Origin of the sequence: Bradyrhizobium sp. AS23.2, assembly GCF_001908185.1 — a bacterium.
Classification (GTDB): Bacteria; Pseudomonadota; Alphaproteobacteria; order Rhizobiales; family Xanthobacteraceae; genus Bradyrhizobium.
This window is the reverse complement of the sequence record NZ_LGHM01000080.1, coordinates 80,649-97,696: the sequence shown is the minus strand read 5'-3', so window position 1 is coordinate 97,696 and position 17,048 is coordinate 80,649. Positions and strand designations below refer to the sequence as shown.

The following is a 17,048-nucleotide window of genomic DNA, read 5'->3' as shown; positions in this document are numbered from 1 at the left end:
AACTACCTGTCCGCGCGCTCTCAGGCGGTGAGACCACAGACTGCCCAACTCATCCCTGACGATAATCTCGCCTCTACCGCCGAACTCGCGGGCGAACGAAAGCAGGTGAGCGTGCTGTTCGCAGACATCACAGGCTCACTGGCCCTGATATCTGGCCAAGATCCGGAGAGCGCGCAGGCGATCCTCAACCCCGTGCTCGAGCGGATGTGCGAGGCCGTCCACCGTTATGAGGGCACGGTCAACCGGATCCTTGGTGACGGTATCATGGCCATTTTTGGCGCGCCGCTCGCCCATGAGGATCATGCCGTGCGGGCTTGTTACGCCGCGCTGATGATGCAGGACTCCTTGGCCAAATTGGCGGAGGTCGATCAGTCTGATCATAAACCGCTCAAGATCCGCGTTGGACTCAACTCGGGCGAAGTTGTCATCTGCGCGATCAGCAACGAGCTTGATAGGGAATACACCGTTGTCGGTGAGGCCGTGCACGTGGCTTCTCGCATGGAGCAGATGGCGGAGCCCGGCTCGATCCTGACGACGAAGAAGACCATCCGATTGGCTGAGGGATACGTCATGGCGCGGTCGCTGGGGCCGCTGCCGGTGAAGGGGCTTGCCGAGCCCGAGGAGGTCTATGAGGTCATCGGAGCGGGGCCGGCGCGCACTCGTTTGCAGGCCGCAACGATTCGGGGCCTGACCCAGTTTATCGGCCGCGAGGCCGAGCTCGATGAGCTGCGTCGCGCACAGCAACTAGCCGACACGGGATCGGGCCAATCGGTAGCGATCATTGGTGAGGCGGGCGTGGGCAAGTCGCGTCTCGTCTACGAGTTCACCCACGCCAATCGGCTGCTCGGCCTGCTTGGCTGGCTGGTACTCGACAGTACGTCGATCTCGCATGGAAGGGCGACCAGCTACTTGCCCGTCATCGCGCTTCTCAAGAGCTACTTTGGCATCCAAGACCGGGATGAGCTCCATGAGATGCGCCGAAAGGTGGTCGAGAAAATCTTCGCTCTCGACGAGAGGCTGGAACCGACGCTTTCCGCGCTATTGGCGCTGCTCGATATCCCGGTCGACGACCAAAGCTGGCATACGCTCGATCCAATTCAACGCAGGCGTCGCAATATCGATGCCGTGAAGAGTTTATTGCTGCGGGAGGCTCGCAAACAACCGGTCCTCTTGATCTTCGAGGACCTCCATTGGGTGGATAGCGAAACGCAGGAATTGCTCGATGCCTTGGTCGCCGTCCTGGGCTCGGCTCGCCTTGTGCTGCTTGTCAGCTATCGCCCCGACTACCAGCACAACTGGGGGAGCAAGGAAAACTACCATCAGATCCGGCTGAGCGCGTTGCCGACCCGTGACACGCGCTATCTGCTGGAGGCACTCCTGGGTGAAGATCCTGAGCTCGCTTCACTCAAGCAGCTTCTGATCGCGCGGGGCGGCAATCCCTTTTTCATTGAGGAAACAGTCCGGTCCCTGGTGGAGACCGAATACCTCGCCGGAGAACGCGGTCACTATCGATTGTTGCGTCCGACCGGAAATGTTCAGGTTCCCCCCACCGTCCAGGCCATTTTGGCGGCGCGAATAGATCGGCTGCTTCCCGGTGACAAGAATCTTTTGCAAATTGCTTCAGTTGCAGGCCGCGAGACTCCGTTGGCGGTACTTCGACCGATGGCCGACCTGACGGAAGGCGCACTGGATGACGCGCTGGATCGGCTGCTGGCGGCCGGCTTTCTCTACGAGTCCGGGTTCTTTCCGGACGTGGAGTACTCGTTTGTACACGCGCTCACCCACGAGGTAACGTATGACGGCTTGCTGCGGACGCGACGCCGCGCGCTGCACGCGCGACTGGTCGGCACAATCGAGACTCTGTATCGGGACCGGATCGGCGAGCACATTGAGCGTCTTGCGCAGCATGCGGTTCGCGGAGAGTTGCCGGACAAGGCTGTTCGATACCTGCGGCAGGCCGGATTGAAGGCGCTCTCGCGATCGGCGCTCGAGAACGGGCGAGTCTGGTTCGAACAGGCGCTCACGATCCTCGAGAAGTTGCCTGAGACCAAAGACAATATCGAACTTACCATCGATATTCGCTTTGATCTCCGCAACGCGCTTCACCCCTTGGGCCACCTTGAGAAATGCCTGGGCCAACTGCAGAGAGTGGAGGCGCAGGCGATACAACTCGCGGACAAGCGAAGGCTTGGTCAGGCATCGTCATTCATATGCCAATACTACCGTTTGCTGGGCGAGTTGGGCCCGGCGATCGAGGCGGGCGAACGCGCGATGTCTATAGCGAACGAATTGGACGACCTCTCGCTTCGGACGATCGTCAGTGGACACTTGGGAGCAGCCCTGGCGGCACAGGGAGGTCATCATCGCGCGGTGCAAATATTGTCTCCGGCCGTTGAGCGCCTTCGCGGTGATCTCGCCTCCGACACGATGGGAACGACCGGCGTTCAAGGCGTTTTCAGGCGGGTCTATCTGGTGTGTTCGCTTGCCGAGCTCGGCGAGTTCGACCAGGCCTTGCGCCTTGCGGAAGAGGCCATGGAAATTGCCAGAGCTGCCAACCACGTCTACAGCCTTGCGTTCTCCTGTTACGGAGCTGGCACTGTTCTAGCCCTTCGGGGCGAAGCGCCGCGAGGCATCAGCGTCCTTGAGGAGGGCCTTGAGCTCTGCCGCTCATGGATTCTACCGCTGATGACACCACTCATCGGAACGTCCCTTGGATATGCCTATTGCCTCTCCGACCGCCTCGACGAGGCCATTGCACTGTTGGAGGAAACCGAACGAGACTCGACCGCAATGCACCGCATGAGCGGGCTCGCCATGACCTTGGTCCGATTGGGTGAGGCATACCTTAGAAAGCTTCGGGCGGTCGAGGCTGAGCAGTGCGGCCAACGGGCGCTGATGCTTTCACGCAAACATGGCGAGCGCGGCCACGAAGCTTACGCACTGCGATTGCTTGCCGAGCTTGGCGCGACAGACCCTCCTCACCTTGATGAATGCCAGACGAATTTTCTCGAAACGCTGCGCCGGGCCGAAGAGCTTGGTCTGCGACCTCTCGCGGCTCAATGCCACCTCGGGCTCGGAAAACGCTACCGATGGATCGGCCAGCAGACGAGCGCTGAACAACACCTCAACATCGCCACAGCACTGTTCTCGGAACTCGGGATGCAGTTCTCGCCGGAGGAGCATGCCGCGTGTGGCAGTTAGCGCAATCTTCCCGGGACCAGGTCAGCCAAAACGTGCCACGGGCGATCACTCGCGGGCTCGGAAAACCGGGCACTGAAATGCGGGCTAGAGCCACTTCCGTTCCGATGGAATCGGAACGGGGCTCTAGATTATTTTTTTGACGCGTTTTCTTTACGCGAACCGGTGTCCACTTCGCTCGAAAACGCTCTAGCGGCGAGTGGAGGTTTCGACCTCAATGCTGCGGACCTCCAGCCCGCAGGATCGCGCAAGAGCCCGTAGCTCGAGTTGGATCGTCTCCAGCTGATGGCTATCGAGATCTCGATCGATCGTGACCGTAGCGACGACCTGTTCGTCGGTTTCGCTACTTTGCAGCCTTCTTCTTTTTTTTTCTTGGCCTTTTGCGCTTCACGATAGGCTGGGGTCGCTTTCCAATCTTTCTCAAATTCTCTGACTCCGGCCTGGAATTGACGAAGCAGCTTGCGCGTCTCTGTGCTTTTGGGTGTGACCGCCACCCGGATAAACGTGCGACCCTTGTTCACCCGTTTGTAGACCTTGATATCCGCCATGCTAGTTGCCTCTTGCGGTTGCCTGCAAGCGGCCCCGACGGGGGCCTGCCCCTTGCCAAGGTTTCTTGATGTTATCGGAGAATTCGGAGGCGTGGAAGATGCACGGAGGGCCATCGATGCCTCTCAACATGTACCAATCCGGAGCCGCGTCGTAACTGTCCTCAATATCGACCGGCACACCTTGCGCCAGCCGGACAAAGCTCGCGGCCATGTTGTGCTTTCCAACCAGATCGAAGATGTTGGTTGCGGACGAAAATCGTCCTGCGTTGATTTCCGTGATGCAAGGAACGCCGCGTGCATTCTCTTTGAGATCCACACTGAAAACGCCAGACACCTTTGCATCAAGCAATCGGATCGCCCGTATACAGGTGTCGACGACCTTCGGTTCGAACACGGTCTTTGCGAGGGCTGCTACGGAAGAAACTTCCGCTGGTTGGCTGCCAGTCCCGAGATAGGAGAGCCGTTCATACGTCTTGATCAGCACCAGCTCGCCATCCTTCCAAAGGCTTTGACAGCCGAAATCGCGGCCTGGCAGGTACTCTGAAAGCATAAACGCGGAGACAGGCACGCCGCGCATCTCCTTCCAGTACCGGATCCAGCTGCGCGCCTGTTCCGGCGTTCGAACCGGCAGTGCACCAAGCGCGCCAGCCCCGTCCCGAACACGGCACCACAGTGGCCTGCTGCCCCTCAATTCCTGAAAGATCCTGGTAATGTGCCTCAGATCCTTCACCTGATAGCTCGCGGGGGCGTCGACGCCGTTGGCGCGCAAGAGCGCAATGAGACGGTACTTGTCCCGGCAGATTTCGAGCACGGATGCGCGTGGCAGGAACAGGTATTCGCTCAGGTGCTTACGCACGCGCGACAAGCTGTCCGGATCAGAATCAACCGTAGGAACAATGAGATCCAGCCGTTCTGTTTCGACAATCCATCGCAGTGCCTGGGACCATTCCGGATGGTCCACGGGCGGAACGAGATAGTGTCTGTCCGCGTCGGATTTCTTCAGAGTGAACTGGTCGTCATTACAGCCGACGATGAAGACAGGCTCGGCCCCTCTTCGCAAGCTGCGGGCCAGATTGTTGCTCGGAGCGTGACCAGCGTTCGTAAAGAGCAATCGCGCAGTCAATTAACTTCTCCTGCGTCTCACAGAGATATGTCGCCCATAGAAAAAGACAGTATGGATCATAAGACATAAAATAGACATTCAATTTCAGATAGAATTCAAATTTCCACTGCGCCTTCGCCGCATCGGATCGGCGCCTTTCCGACGGTCGGCGTAGCCACTCCTCTATGGCCATGCGGTGCGCTTAGGTTCGCGCGCTTGAACGGCTACGATCGGCCGACGCTGTGCGGTAGAGCCTCCCTATCAGGCCCACGGCATTACCCGGGCAGGCCTCTGCACTGAAGCGCTCTAAGCCGAGCAAATCCCAACTCAGCCGAACTTGTATAGGTCCGATCGGGCTTATGACCTCTTTGGGGCACTTGGAGACATCGAGCAGGCAGGCGACCAAGGCCTGCCGTGGCCAGAAGCAGCCGGCCAAAGGCCTGGCGAGAGTGCTGGCCGTCTTGCGCGAACGGAAGGACGACTGGGCGCTCGCCTACCGGTTCGCGTCGGTCAACAGCCTCCGCGGCGGCCAGCGGCCACAGGACTTGCCGGTCAACGAACCCGAGCGCATCGTCGGGGCGGCGGAGGGGTGGCCGGCGCATACCATGGCTAGGAAGAAGTCCGGGCGGGCGACGGCCCGCACATCTATGCACATAGGCATCGTTGGTGGGATTCCCGACGGGATCCACGGGCCCACCACAATAGTGGGTCATATCGGCTCTCGCAGGAACAATCCCCTCATCCCTGGATGAGCGCTTGATCGTAGGTCAGTCCTACTAGAAACTTTCGCAGTATACGACGACGCCTTCGCGGTTACTGCTGGACTGTCTACCACAAGTTTGCGCTTGACAGGGGAAGCCTGTCGCGAATGTAATATACTATAACTTAGAACTCGCGGTGAGTGCCGCGGATAAGATCTGACACGAGGAACGCGCGGCCCTTTCAGGCCCGCACACACGCCGAGGAAGCCGCAATGGCAGAGCGACTCAAGGTTCACGTCGATCCCGACAAATGCCAGGGCCACGCGCGCTGCAAGGCGCTGGCGCCGGAGCTTTTCGAACTCGACGAATACGGCAACGCCCATGAGGCCGGAGACGGCACGGTCCCTCCCGGCCTTGAAGACAAGGCCTGGCTTGCCAAATCCAATTGTCCGGAAATCGCAATCGATGTGATCGAGGAGTAGCGCGCTCTCCGCCCGCTTGTGTGCCTTCAGCGACCACGAACCCGAGAGATTCCCGAGATGTCCGACGTCAGCCAGCCCGCCGCCCACCCGCCCGTGACCGACTGGGTCCATGATTTCGACCACACCGATCCCCAGTGGACGGAAGATCCTTTTCCGATCTGGGACGAGCTGCGCGCCGCGAGCCCGGTCGTGCACACCGAGCGTTTCCTCGGCTGCTACATGCCGACGACCTATGAGGCGGTGCGCGAGATCGCCAACGACACCGAGCATTTCTCCTCGCGCCGGATCATCGTCCGTAACGTACGGCCCGAAATCGCCCGGAACGCCGCCCCGCCGATCACCTCCGATCCCCCCGTGCACAAGCCGGCCAAGCAATTGCTGCTGCCGCCCTTCACGCCGGACGCGATGAAGAAGCTCGAGCCGCGGGTTCGCGCCATCTGCAACGAGCTGATCGACGACTTCATCGCCGAGGGCAGAGTGGATGCGGCAGCGCGGTACACAAAACACATTCCGGTGCGCGCGATCGCACATATGCTCGGCATTCCCGAAAGCGACAGCGACCTCTTCGTCAATTGGATCCACATGATCCTTGAGCTCGGCATCAAGGACGAGAACATGCTGCTCCAGGCCGTGCAGGAGATGAGCGCCTATTTCAGCGGCCACATTGAGGAGCGCAAAAAGAAGCCGACAAACGACCTCATCTCCTACTTGATGAACGCCAAGGACAAGGAGGGCAACCCGCTCGAGGATTCGCACGTGCTGGGTTCGCTGCGGCTACTCCTGATCGCCGGCATCGACACCACCTGGAGCGCGATCGGCTCCTCGCTCTGGCATCTCGCCAAGACGCCGGCCGACCGCGAGCGCCTGATCGCCGAGCCCGGGCTGATCCCGACCGCCGTAGAGGAACTGCTGCGCGCCTATTCGCCGGTGACGATGGCTCGCGAGGTGGTCAAGGAAACCACGATTTCGGGCTGCCCGGTCAAGGCGGGCAACATGGTGCTCTTGTCCTTCCCGGCCGCGAACCGCGACCCCAAGGTGTTTCCGGACGCTGACAAAGTCGTGATCGACCGACGGGAGAACCGCCACGCCGCCTTCGGCCTCGGCATCCACCGCTGCGTCGGTTCCAATCTGGCGCGCATGGAGATGCAGGTTGCGCTGGAGGAATGGCTGAAACGGATTCCGGACTTCCGGCTCGATCCAGCAGGCACCGTGACCTGGTCGCAGGGCACGGTGAGAGGCCCCCGCCAGTTGCCATTTCTGCTTGGAAAGGCGATGTAAGCCTTTCCAGTAGCTAAGCGGAGAGGCCGGGCGTGACAGAGCTAGCAACCAAACCGGCCTCCGAGCATTTTGACATCGCCGACGCGGAACGGCGGATCAAGGCCATCTTCATCGGCTCCATCGGCAATCTCGTCGAATGGTACGATTTCTACGCCTATACGGCGTTCGCGCTCTATTTCGCCCCGGCCTTCTTCCCCGGTAACGACCCGGTCGTGCAGCAGTTGAACGCCGCCGTGGTGTTCGCGGCGACCTTCCTGATGCGCCCCCTAGGCGGCTGGTTCTTCGGCTATCTCGCCGACCATTTCGGCCGCCGTATCTCCCTGACGCTGTCGGTCGTCTTCATGTGCTTCGGCTCGCTGATCATCGCGGTGACGCCGACCTATGCCACGATCGGCGTTGCCGCGCCGGCGATCCTGGCGCTCGCCCGCGTCATCGAAGGCCTGAGCCTCGGCGGCGAATATGGCGCCAGCGCCACTTATCTGAGCGAAGTCGCCGATCCCAAGCACCGCGGCTTTTATTCAAGCTTTCAATACGTCACCCTGATCGGCGGCCAGCTCACCGCGATCATCGTGCTGCTGCTCCTGCAAAAGGTCTTCCTCACCCCGGAGGAGCTCAAGGCCTGGGGCTGGCGTATCCCGTTTGCCATCGGCGCGATGCTCGCGATCTTCGCCGCGGTGATGCGGCGCGGCCTGCACGAGACCGAAGCCTTCGAGGAAGCCAAGAAGAAAGTGCAGCCGACCGGCTCGCTCGCCAACCTGCTGCGCTATCCGCGAGAGCTACTGCTGGTGGTCGGTCTCACCGCGGGCGGCACCGCGGCGTTCTACACCTTCACCACCTACATGCAGACCTTCGTCAAGCTCTCGGTCGGCCTGACCGAGGACCAGACCACCTTCGTGATCTTCGGCACGCTGATCTTCGCGACCATCCTCCAGCCGATCTACGGCGCCATCTCCGACAAGATCGGACGCAAGCCGTTGCTGATCTTCTTCGGCGTGGCCGGCACGCTCGCCACCGTGCCGCTGCTGATGACGCTGAAGGAGACCAAGTCGCCATTCATGGCATTCATCCTGATCTGCGCCGCCTGGCTGTTCGTGGCCGGCTACACCTCCATCAATGCGGTGGTGAAGGCCGAGCTGTTCCCGACCAATGTCCGCGCCCTCGGCGTTGGCCTGCCCTATGCCATCACGGTCTCGATCTTCGGCGGTACGGCGCCGGCGATCGCGCTTTACTTCAAGACCATCGGGCATGAGGAGTGGTTCTACTACTATCTCGCCAGCGTCATCTTCCTGTCGCTGATCATCTATTCCACGATGCGCGACACCAAGCACGCTTCCGCGATGCACCGCCACGAGTAGCTCATGGCCAACGACAGCGAGCCGCCCGACAACAAGCTGACGCGCACCAAGGAGAAATGGGCGCGCGAGGGCCGCTTCCTCACGGGCCGGGTCACGCGCCCGGAGGGCCAGCGCCTGCCGCCCGGCCAGCATCTCACCAAGGATTGGCCGGTGCTCGATCTCGGGGTCGTGCCGCCGGTGTCGCGCGAGCGCTGGCGGCTCGACGTCTACGGCGCGATCGACAATCCCGTGTTCTGGACCTTTGCCGAGTTCAGCGCGCAGAAGCAGGCACAGTTCACTTCAGACATCCATTGCGTGACGACCTGGTCGCGCTACGACAACGAGTGGGAAGGGCTTGCGACGAGCGAGTTGCTCGCGGCATGCCAGCCGCGCGACGATGCACGCTTCGTCGTGCTACATTCCTCTGACGGCTACACCACCAACCTCGCGCTGGAAGATTTTGCAGCCGAGGACGCTCTGCTCGCCCATAGCTGGTCGGGCCAACCGTTGACGGAGGAGCATGGCGGCCCGGTGCGGCTGGTCGTGCCGTATCTCTATTTCTGGAAGAGCGCGAAGTGGCTTCAGGCGATCGAATTCCTGACCGACGACGCGCCCGGCTTCTGGGAAGTCCGCGGCTACCATAACCGCGGCGATCCCTGGGCCGAGCAACGCTATTCAGGCGATTAGGTTCAAGCAACGACGGGGGATGCCCATGCCGACGGAACGCTTTCAGTTCACGGGCGAAGGCGGCCATCAGCTCGCGGCCGCGCTGGAGTTGCCGGACGGCGAGCCTGCGGCTTTCGCGCTGTTCGCCCACTGCTTCACATGCGGCAAGGACACGCTCGCCGCAAAACGCATCTCGGTCGCGCTCGCAGCCAAGGGCATTGCGGTGCTGCGCTTCGACTTCACCGGGCTCGGCTCCAGCGAAGGCGATTTTGCCAATTCCACGTTCTCCTCCAACGTCGCCGATCTCGTGCGCGCCGCCGATCATCTGCGCGCTATGCGCAAGGCACCGTCGATCCTGATCGGCCACAGCCTCGGTGGCGCCGCGATCCTGGCTGCAGCCGGCCAAATCCCGGAAGCCAGGGCGGTCGCGACTATTGCCGCACCGTCCGATCCGGCACACGTCACCGGCCTGTTTAGGGAGCATCTCGACAACATCCGCGCGCAGGGCGAGGTCGAAGTCTCGCTCGCGGGCCGCCCGTTCCGGATCAAGCGCGAATTCCTCGACGACATCGTCGAGCATGAGCTGATGAAGGACGTCACCGGCCTGCACAAGGCGTTGCTGGTGATGCAATCGCCGGTCGACGACACCGTCGGTATCGACAATGCGACCAAGATCTTCGTTGCGGCCAGGCATCCCAAGAGCTTCGTCTCGCTCGACCATGCCGATCATCTGCTGACGAAACCAGCAGACGCGCTCTACGCGGCCGACGTGATCGCGGTCTGGGCAAGCCGCTACATCGAAACGGCAAAACCCGCGAAGACAATGGATCGCGCAGAGGAGCCGCGCAAGGTCGTGGTGCAGGAGACCCGCAAGAGCAAGTTCAACCAGAACATCACCGTCGGCCCCCATCGTCTCGTGGCGGACGAGCCGGCGGCAGCCGGCGGCGAGGATGCCGGCCCGGGTCCCTACGACTTCCTGCTCGCCGGCTTGGGCGCCTGCACCTCCATGACCATGCGCCTCTATGCCGACCGCAAGTCGCTGCCGCTCGACCGCGTCACGGTCACGCTGAAGCATTCCAAGATCTACGCCAAGGATTGCGCAGAGTGCGAGACACGCGAAGGCATGCTCGACCAGATCGAGCGCGACATCGCGATGGACGGCGCGCTCGACGCCGAGCAGCGCAAAAAGCTGATGGAGATCGCGGACAAGTGTCCGGTACACCGGACACTGACCTCCGAGATCCGGATCGTGACGAAGGCTGTGGACTAGCGCGCTTGCACTACAAGCACGACGCCATCGTCCGCACGGCAGTGCTGATCTCGTTTTCGCGCCAGGCCGCAAAGCCGAGCAGCAGGCCGTGATCGCGTGGCCGGCCGAGCGACAGGCTGGACAAGGCGCGCGTTTCAACGCCCGCCTCGACCAGCCGCTTGACCGCCGCCTGATCGGCGCGTCCGCGCTTGAGGCGGGCGACGAGCTGGATGCCGCCCGAGGGTACCTCAACCGAGAGCACTTCGCCGAGATGGCGCTCCAGTCCCTCGACGAGGTGATCCCGACGCGCGTGATAGAGCCGGCGCATCCGGCGCAGATGCGCGAGGAAGTGTCCGCCGGCGATGAATTCGGCCAGCGCTTCCTGGATGTGGCTGGCGGCGATCAGCCCGATGTGCCGCTGAGCGATCTCCAAGGTGCCGACCAGCGCCGGCGGCACGACGAGATAGCCGAGCCGGATGTCCGAGGTCATCGCCTTCGAGAACGTGCCGACGTAGAACACGCGGCCATGGGCATCGAGCCCCTGCAAGGACGGCACCGGACGGCTGTCATAGTGGAATTCGCCGTCGTAATCGTCCTCCACGATCCAGGTCTTGCCGGGCCTGCTCAGGCCAAGGAACTCGGTTCGGCGGGCCAGAGACATCAGCCGGCCCGTCGGGTGCTGGTGCGACGGCGTCATGAAGATCAGCGTTGGCGCCGCCGCTCCCGGAATACGCTGCATACCCTGCTCGTCCAGCCTGATACCGGTCACGCGCGCGCCGGACGCACGGAAGGCGGCCGCGGCGCCGGGATAGCCGGGATCTTCGACCCAGACCTCGTCGCCTTGCGTGATGACAGCAGCCGCTATCAACGTCAGCGCGGCCTGCGCGCTTGGCAGGATCAGGATCTGGTCCGCCGAGGCGCGAACACCCCTGCTGGTCGCGAGATAATGCGCCAGCGCCTCGCGCAGGCGCGTTCGATTGACCGGTCCGAGCTCACGTTTGGCCGCACGCACGGCGCTGCGGCGCAGGCAGCGCGCCCAGACTTCATTCGGAAACTCCCGCGCATCTCCGTGCCCTGGACGCAGCGGCCGCAGCGGCGCCAGGTAGGACATCGGCCAATCGGTCTGCTTGAGCCTCGACGCCCAAGGTGAGAGCCGCGGCTTGCCGGAGCGCACGCCGGATGCAACGGCGCCCGTTCTGTGACGTTCGCCGCCGTCGACCGTGACCACCGGACGGCGGCCGCGCGACGCCTCGAGATATCCCTCTGCCGCGAGCTGCTCGAACGCGTAGGTAACCGTGTTGCGCGAGACGCCGAGATCGCTCGCAAGCCGTCGGCTCGACGGCAGCGTGCGCCCTTTGCCGAGACGGCCGGTCGCGATCAGGCTTCGGAGCTGGCTCGTCAGTTGAGCCACCAGCCCCTCGTCGTCGGTCCGCTTCAGGCCGATCAGGGCGGAGACCATGTCTTCCGAAACTGGCACCTTATTCCTTCTCGATCTGGTGCTTTTGGAAGTACCAGGCGGATGGTATCCGCCGGACCGGACTGCTTCAAGGACCTCTGAGATGAACTCCCTGTCACCGCGTGCGGCCGTCGGCCTTTTCCTCATCGTCGTGCTGGCCTGGGGCGTTAACTGGTCGGTGACGAAGCAGCTCGTGCAGTTCGTCCCGCCGCTGTGGACTGCGGCTATCCGGAGCTGGATCGCGCTGGCCGGTCTCGCCGTGATCCTCGGACTGAGCAACAATCTGGTGATCCCGGAACGGCGCGACATTCCGGTGGTCCTGAGCGTTGCGCTGCTGCACATGACGCTGTTCTCGACCCTGGCCGCGGCAGGCCTGCGCTTCCTGCCCGCGAGCAAGGGCATCGTGCTCGGCTACACCACGCCGCTCTGGGTCGCGCTCGCTGCGCCCCTGCTCGGAAAGGACACGCTGACCGCGCCAAGGCTCGCCGGCGCGTTGCTCGGATTGATCGGCCTTGCCGTGATCCTGAACCCGGCGTCGATCGATTGGACCAACGCTAGCGTCGTGCTCGGCGCCGGCATGGTCATCCTGGCCGCGATCTGCTGGGCCGCGAACATCATCTATATCCGCGCGCACCGCTGGAGCGCATCCCCGCTCCAGCTCCTGATCTGGCAGGTGCTCGTCGCAACGATCGTGCTCTCGGCCTCGGCCGCGATCACGGACGGCCTGCCGCACATGGAATGGTCGTGGAGGCTCGTGTCGCTGTTCCTGTATTCGGGATTGATCGGAACCGCGCTGGCCTATTGGGCGATGTCGATGGTCAACAAGAGCATCTCGGCGCTGACGACCTCACTCGGCACCACCGCAACGCCACTCGTCGGCATCGGCAGCGCTGCGATTCTGCTGGGCGAACCGATCGACATCAGTCTTGCCGTTGCGGCCGGGTTGATCGTCGCTGGCATCGGCCTTGCGACGCTCGGCGACCGGCTGCTGCGCGGTCAGGCCATCGCGAGGGGCTGCACGCGCAGCGCACCGCGCAGGCCTGCCGTCGTTCCGAGCAGAATGCCGGCGACCGCTATGAACGAGCCTACCGCGAGCGTCGACACACCCGTGAGCCCCTGCCCGATCGAACAACCGAATGCCATCACGCCGCCGATCCCCATCAGCGCTGCGCCGCTGGCCGAGCGAAGCATGTGGCGTGGCGATGAATAACCTTCGAGATGGAAGCGACCGGTGGCAAGTGCGGTGACCAGACTGCCGGCGAGGACACCGACAACCGTCGCGATACCGAAATTCAGCGTCAGGCCGGTCGAGAGCATGGCGTATTGCAGCGCGTCGGCGATCGGCGCGATGAAGGTGAGCGAAGTCACCGGGACGGGATTGAACTCGTCAGCACCGAGATAGCCGGTGACAAACCAGCCGGCGGCGACGAGGAGACCGACGATGACACCCGCAGCGATCTGGCCCGGCGAGCGGCGGAACGCCGGATGGGCAAAAGCAAACAGGACCAGCGCGACGACGGCCACGACGGCGGCCAACGCGCGCGAAACGACTTCGGAAGGTCCGAGCGATGCCAGCAGCGACGGCAGCGAATTGGCAATGACGGTGGTTTGGGAAGCCTGGACCAACGCAATACGTGCCGGCGCGATCAGGCCTTTGAGTGTCATCTGGGCGGCGATGGCGAGCACGATCACAACGACGAAGGAGCGGAGATTGCCGCGACCGAGCAGCACCAGCGCGCGCGAGCCGCAGCCGTTCGACAGCACCATGCCGTAACCGAACAGGAGGCCGCCGAGGAACAGCACCGGCACTGAAAAGGATTGTTGCAAATAGATCGACTTGCCGAGATCGACCGAGCCGTTGCCGGCGAGGAACTGGCTGGCGGCGATCGCGACCGCAATCGCCAGCGCATAGGTCCTCACCAACCGCCCATCACCTTTTGCAAGAATACCGCGCATGCTGCTCATCAGACAGAAACCGCTGAGCAGGCCAACGGCGCCGTAAACCAGGCCGATCACAAGGCCGGCGAGGATGACGAGTTGGGTGGATTCCATAAGCTGTCCTCAGACCTCTCATCATTCTCCGTCATTGCGAGCGCAGCGAAGCAATGACGAATTTCACGGCTTCAGGATCACGCGATCCCGCGAGGAGCCGGCGACGGCAAGATAGGCCTCCCTGGCGCGCTCCAGCGGATAGACGGCATTCGCCTTGATCGGAAACGGCTTCAAGTGACCGCTGGCAAAGCCGCGGCCGAGTTCGCGCAACACCGCACCGGTTGCTGCCGAGGACAGCCCGAGCGTGTCGATGCCGACATAGGTGTGCTGTCCCCGATAGAATTCGAGGATGTTGAACTGCACGATACGGTCGATCGCGGCGATCAGGATCTGACGGCCACGCAAGGCGAGCGACTTGTGCGCGGCCTGGAAGTAGGGATCACCGACCGTGTTGAAGACGATGTCAGCGCCCTTGCCGCCGGTCAATTCGCGAACGCGTTCAGCGACGTCGCTAGCGGAGGCGTCGATCACCTCGATTGGCGCGTTGGCATGGCCTTCATAGGCTTCGGCCTTGCGCACTACGCCGATGACGCGCGCACCCTGCCAGGTCGCGATCTGCACGGCAGCTTGGCCGACCTTGCCGTTGACACCGAATACCAGCACCGTCTCGCCGCGCTTTGGAATGCCCGCGCGGCGAAAGCCTTCCATCGCAGTGACGAAGGGCACGCCAATGCCGGCCGCCTCCTCCCACGACACCGTCTTCGGCTTCTCCACCACCGCGTCCGCCTCGACGACGAGGTGGGTTGCGTGGGTGCCGTCGCGGCGGATGCCGAGATCGCCGGATGAGCCGAACACCTCGCGGCCGACCGTGCCGGCTGGGCCGTCGATCACCACGCCGGCGTAATCGCGGCCGGGCGTGCGCGGGAACACGGCATAGGGCATCAGCCCGGTCGCGGCCTTGACATCGGATGGATTGACCGCGGCAGCCTTCACCTCGATCAGGAGGTCGTTCGGGCCGCGCGTGAGGATATGGCGCTCGACAACCGGCGCAACCGCGGCAGCATTTTCGGCCTTGGCATTGAGGCGCACGCAGCGCGCTTCGACGGCTTTGGTATCGGTTGATGACATCGAAAGACCCACGATTTCTCGCGGGCCTTGTCGCCTCTGGGGGCGGTCAAGTCAATCCTTCGGCCGCTTGTCGTAGAGCCGCTTGGCTTTGCCGAGCGAGCGCTCCAGGGTCGCCGGCGCGACCACCTGCACCTTGGAGCTGATGCCGATCGTGTTCTTGATATGGGTTACGATCCGGTCGGCATGATCCACGAGCCCCCGACCGTCCCAGCTTTCCGGCCTTGCCTCGGCGATGATGGTCAGTTCGTCCATGCGGCCTTCGCGGGTCAGTTCCAGGATGAAGTGTCCGCCGCACCAGTCGGTGGCAAGCAGCACCTCCTCGATCTGGGTCGGGAACAGATTGACGCCGCGCAGGATGATCATGTCGTCGGAGCGGCCCGTCACCTTCTCCATGCGCCGCATACCCGGCCGCGCCGTGCCCGGCAGCAGCCGGGTCAGGTCGCGGGTGCGATAGCGGATCACCGGAAAACCTTCCTTGGTGAGCGAGGTGAAGACCAGCTCCCCCTTCTCTCCATCGGGCAGCACTGCGCCGGTCTCGGGATCGATCACTTCAGGGTAGAAATGGTCCTCCCAGATGTGCAGGCCGTCCTTGGTCTCGATGCACTCCTGCGCGACGCCGGGGCCGATCACCTCGGAGAGGCCGTAGATGTCGGTCGCGTCCATGTCGAAGGCATCCTCGATCTCACCGCGCATCGCATTGGTCCAGGGCTCGGCTCCGAAGATGCCCACCTTGAGCGAGCACTGGCGCGGATCGAGCTTCTGGCGCTTGAACTCATCGAGGATCGCCAGCATGTAGCTCGGCGTCACCGTGATGATGTCGGGCCGGAAATCGTTGATGAGCTGCACCTGCCGTTCGGTCATGCCGCCGGAGATCGGCACCACGGTGCAGCCAAGTTTTTCGGCGCCGTAGTGCACCCCTAACCCGCCGGTGAAGAGACCATAGCCGTAGGCATTGTGGATGATCATGCCGGTGCGGCCCCCGGCCGCGCGGATCGAGCGCGCCATCACCTCCGACCAGGTGTCGATATCGCGCTGCGTGTAGCCCACGACGATCGGCTTGCCCGTCGTGCCGGAGGAGGCGTGCACGCGCACCAGCTTTTCGCGCGGCACGGCGAACATGTTGAAGGGATAGTTGTCGCGAAGGTCCGTCTTCACCGTGAACGGAAATTTCGCAAGATCGGCGAGCTCGCGAAAATCGGACGGATGCACGCCGGCCTTGTCGAAGGCCTTGCGATAATGCGCGACGTTGTCATAGGCGTGCTTCAGCGACCACGCCAGACGCTGTTTCTGCAGCGCCATGATCTCGTCGCGTGAGGCGCGCTCATGCGCGTCCATCTCGGGACTATAGGCGTTGCCACCTTCCTTGAGCCTCGTCAGAGCCATTCTCGTTTCCCCACATCATTGGTTTGTTCTTTTCTTTATTGGTCTCTTATTGATCTTGCGGCGGCAGCCACGTGCCGGGAATGACACGCGAATGCCCACGGAATTCCGCGATGACGGTATCGCCTGCGGTGACGCGCACATCATAGATGCCGGAGCGGCCGCCGCGGGTGATCTCCCTTGCCTGCGCAACGAGGCGGTCGCCGAGCTTGCCGGGCTTGATGAAGGTGATCTGGCCCTGCGCGGCCACCACGCGGTCGTTGTGCGAGTTGCAGGCGAAAGCGAAGGCGGAATCGGCGAGCGTGAAGATGAAACCGCCATGGGCGATGCGCTGGCCATTGACCATGTCTGGCCGCACCGTCATTGCGAGCACCGCGAAACCCGGGCCGACCTCGACGATCTCCATGCCGAGCCCCTTGGAGGCATCGTCCTCCGCCCACATCGCGTCGGCGCAGGCGCGGGCAACGTCCTCAGGCGACAGGTCGGCTTTGACGTTCACGCGCTTCTCCCGGTCAAATGTTTGCACATGATGTT

At 62.8% G+C, this 17,048-nt stretch carries 14 protein-coding genes and 1 pseudogene; 8 read left to right on the top strand and 7 right to left on the bottom strand.

Translation table 11 applies throughout. From position 1 onward, the window contains the following. Positions 1-105: 105 nt before the first annotated feature. Positions 106-3,201, top strand: a complete 3,096-nt coding sequence (locus AC630_RS18075) for an ATP-binding protein (protein WP_245330434.1) — start codon at positions 106-108, stop codon at positions 3,199-3,201. Positions 3,202-3,329: 128 nt separating this feature from the next. On the opposite strand, the gene AC630_RS43940 is transcribed toward AC630_RS18075, so the two are convergent. Together AC630_RS43940 and AC630_RS18070 are read right to left on the bottom strand one after the other, a co-directional pair. After that, on the bottom strand, positions 3,330-3,746 hold the full coding sequence (locus AC630_RS43940) for a hypothetical protein (protein WP_143198126.1): 417 nt from the start codon (positions 3,744-3,746) through the stop codon (positions 3,330-3,332). 1 nt (position 3,747) lies between these two features. Next, entirely contained in the window at positions 3,748-4,869 is a 1,122-nt protein-coding gene (locus AC630_RS18070) for an ATP-grasp domain-containing protein (RefSeq protein WP_143198125.1), read from the bottom strand. A 428-nt stretch (positions 4,870-5,297) separates the two neighbouring features. Between AC630_RS18070 and AC630_RS45495 the strand changes: the two genes are divergently transcribed. The 6 genes from AC630_RS45495 to AC630_RS18040 all read left to right on the top strand — a co-directional run bounded on the left by AC630_RS45495 (position 5,298) and on the right by AC630_RS18040 (position 10,579). Beyond that, complete coding sequence (locus tag AC630_RS45495) at positions 5,298-5,600, top strand: hypothetical protein (protein ID WP_167561235.1); 303 nt, start codon at positions 5,298-5,300, stop codon at positions 5,598-5,600. A 221-nt stretch (positions 5,601-5,821) separates the two neighbouring features. After that, a complete protein-coding gene (locus tag AC630_RS18060) occupies positions 5,822-6,031 on the top strand; it encodes a ferredoxin (RefSeq protein ID WP_018648108.1) in 210 nt (69 codons plus the stop codon). A 57-nt stretch (positions 6,032-6,088) separates the two neighbouring features. Then, positions 6,089-7,309, top strand: coding sequence for a cytochrome P450 (locus AC630_RS18055; protein WP_074119836.1), 1,221 nt, complete (start codon positions 6,089-6,091; stop codon positions 7,307-7,309). Between the two features lie 32 nt (positions 7,310-7,341). Then, a complete protein-coding gene (locus AC630_RS18050) occupies positions 7,342-8,664 on the top strand; it encodes an MFS transporter (protein ID WP_074119835.1) in 1,323 nt (440 codons plus the stop codon). A gap of 3 nt (positions 8,665-8,667) precedes the next feature. Beyond that, entirely contained in the window at positions 8,668-9,330 is a 663-nt protein-coding gene (locus AC630_RS18045) for a sulfite oxidase-like oxidoreductase (RefSeq protein ID WP_074119834.1), read from the top strand. A 25-nt stretch (positions 9,331-9,355) separates the two neighbouring features. Beyond that, entirely contained in the window at positions 9,356-10,579 is a 1,224-nt protein-coding gene (locus tag AC630_RS18040) for a bifunctional alpha/beta hydrolase/OsmC family protein (protein WP_074119901.1), read from the top strand. 10 nt (positions 10,580-10,589) lie between these two features. Here the strand turns inward: AC630_RS18040 and pdxR are convergent, their stop codons facing one another. Then, positions 10,590-12,017, bottom strand: a complete 1,428-nt coding sequence (gene pdxR, locus AC630_RS18035; RefSeq protein ID WP_208867026.1) for a MocR-like pyridoxine biosynthesis transcription factor PdxR — start codon at positions 12,015-12,017, stop codon at positions 10,590-10,592. Here pdxR and AC630_RS18030 point away from each other — a divergent pair. Continuing rightward, positions 12,016-12,924, top strand: a pseudogene (locus AC630_RS18030) (DMT family transporter); the annotation flags it as partial. The gene pdxR and the pseudogene AC630_RS18030 sit on opposite strands and share 2 nt — an antisense overlap. Positions 12,925-13,010: 86 nt before the next feature. Here the strand turns inward: AC630_RS18030 and AC630_RS18025 are convergent. From AC630_RS18025 to paaI, 4 genes are all read right to left on the bottom strand, one after another. Then, positions 13,011-14,066 (bottom strand): YeeE/YedE family protein, encoded by a 1,056-nt coding sequence (locus AC630_RS18025; protein ID WP_074119832.1) that lies wholly within the window; start codon positions 14,064-14,066, stop codon positions 13,011-13,013. A 63-nt stretch (positions 14,067-14,129) separates the two neighbouring features. Further along, positions 14,130-15,134, bottom strand: coding sequence for a quinone oxidoreductase family protein (locus tag AC630_RS18020; RefSeq protein WP_074119831.1), 1,005 nt, complete (start codon positions 15,132-15,134; stop codon positions 14,130-14,132). Positions 15,135-15,185: 51 nt separating this feature from the next. Then, positions 15,186-16,517, bottom strand: a complete 1,332-nt coding sequence (paaK, locus tag AC630_RS18015; RefSeq protein WP_074119830.1) for a phenylacetate--CoA ligase PaaK — start codon at positions 16,515-16,517, stop codon at positions 15,186-15,188. Positions 16,518-16,563: 46 nt separating this feature from the next. Then, complete coding sequence (paaI, locus tag AC630_RS18010; RefSeq protein ID WP_074119829.1) at positions 16,564-17,013, bottom strand: hydroxyphenylacetyl-CoA thioesterase PaaI; 450 nt, start codon at positions 17,011-17,013, stop codon at positions 16,564-16,566. Positions 17,014-17,048 lie beyond the last annotated feature (35 nt).

Excerpts from the sequence above, each read along its gene's own strand:
- AC630_RS18055 (WP_074119836.1), top strand. The coding sequence starts at position 6,089 with ATGTCCGACGTCAGCCAGCCCGCCGCCCACCCGCCCGTGACCGACTGG.
- paaK (WP_074119830.1), bottom strand. The coding sequence starts at position 16,517 with ATGGCTCTGACGAGGCTCAAGGAAGGTGGCAACGCCTATAGTCCCGAG.
- AC630_RS18025 (WP_074119832.1), bottom strand. The coding sequence starts at position 14,066 with ATGGAATCCACCCAACTCGTCATCCTCGCCGGCCTTGTGATCGGCCTG.
- AC630_RS18045 (WP_074119834.1), top strand. The coding sequence starts at position 8,668 with ATGGCCAACGACAGCGAGCCGCCCGACAACAAGCTGACGCGCACCAAG.
- AC630_RS43940 (WP_143198126.1), bottom strand. The coding sequence starts at position 3,746 with ATGGCGGATATCAAGGTCTACAAACGGGTGAACAAGGGTCGCACGTTT.
- pdxR (WP_208867026.1), bottom strand. The coding sequence starts at position 12,017 with ATGGTCTCCGCCCTGATCGGCCTGAAGCGGACCGACGACGAGGGGCTG.
- AC630_RS18040 (WP_074119901.1), top strand. The coding sequence starts at position 9,356 with ATGCCGACGGAACGCTTTCAGTTCACGGGCGAAGGCGGCCATCAGCTC.
- AC630_RS18060 (WP_018648108.1), top strand. The coding sequence starts at position 5,822 with ATGGCAGAGCGACTCAAGGTTCACGTCGATCCCGACAAATGCCAGGGC.
- AC630_RS18020 (WP_074119831.1), bottom strand. The coding sequence starts at position 15,134 with ATGTCATCAACCGATACCAAAGCCGTCGAAGCGCGCTGCGTGCGCCTC.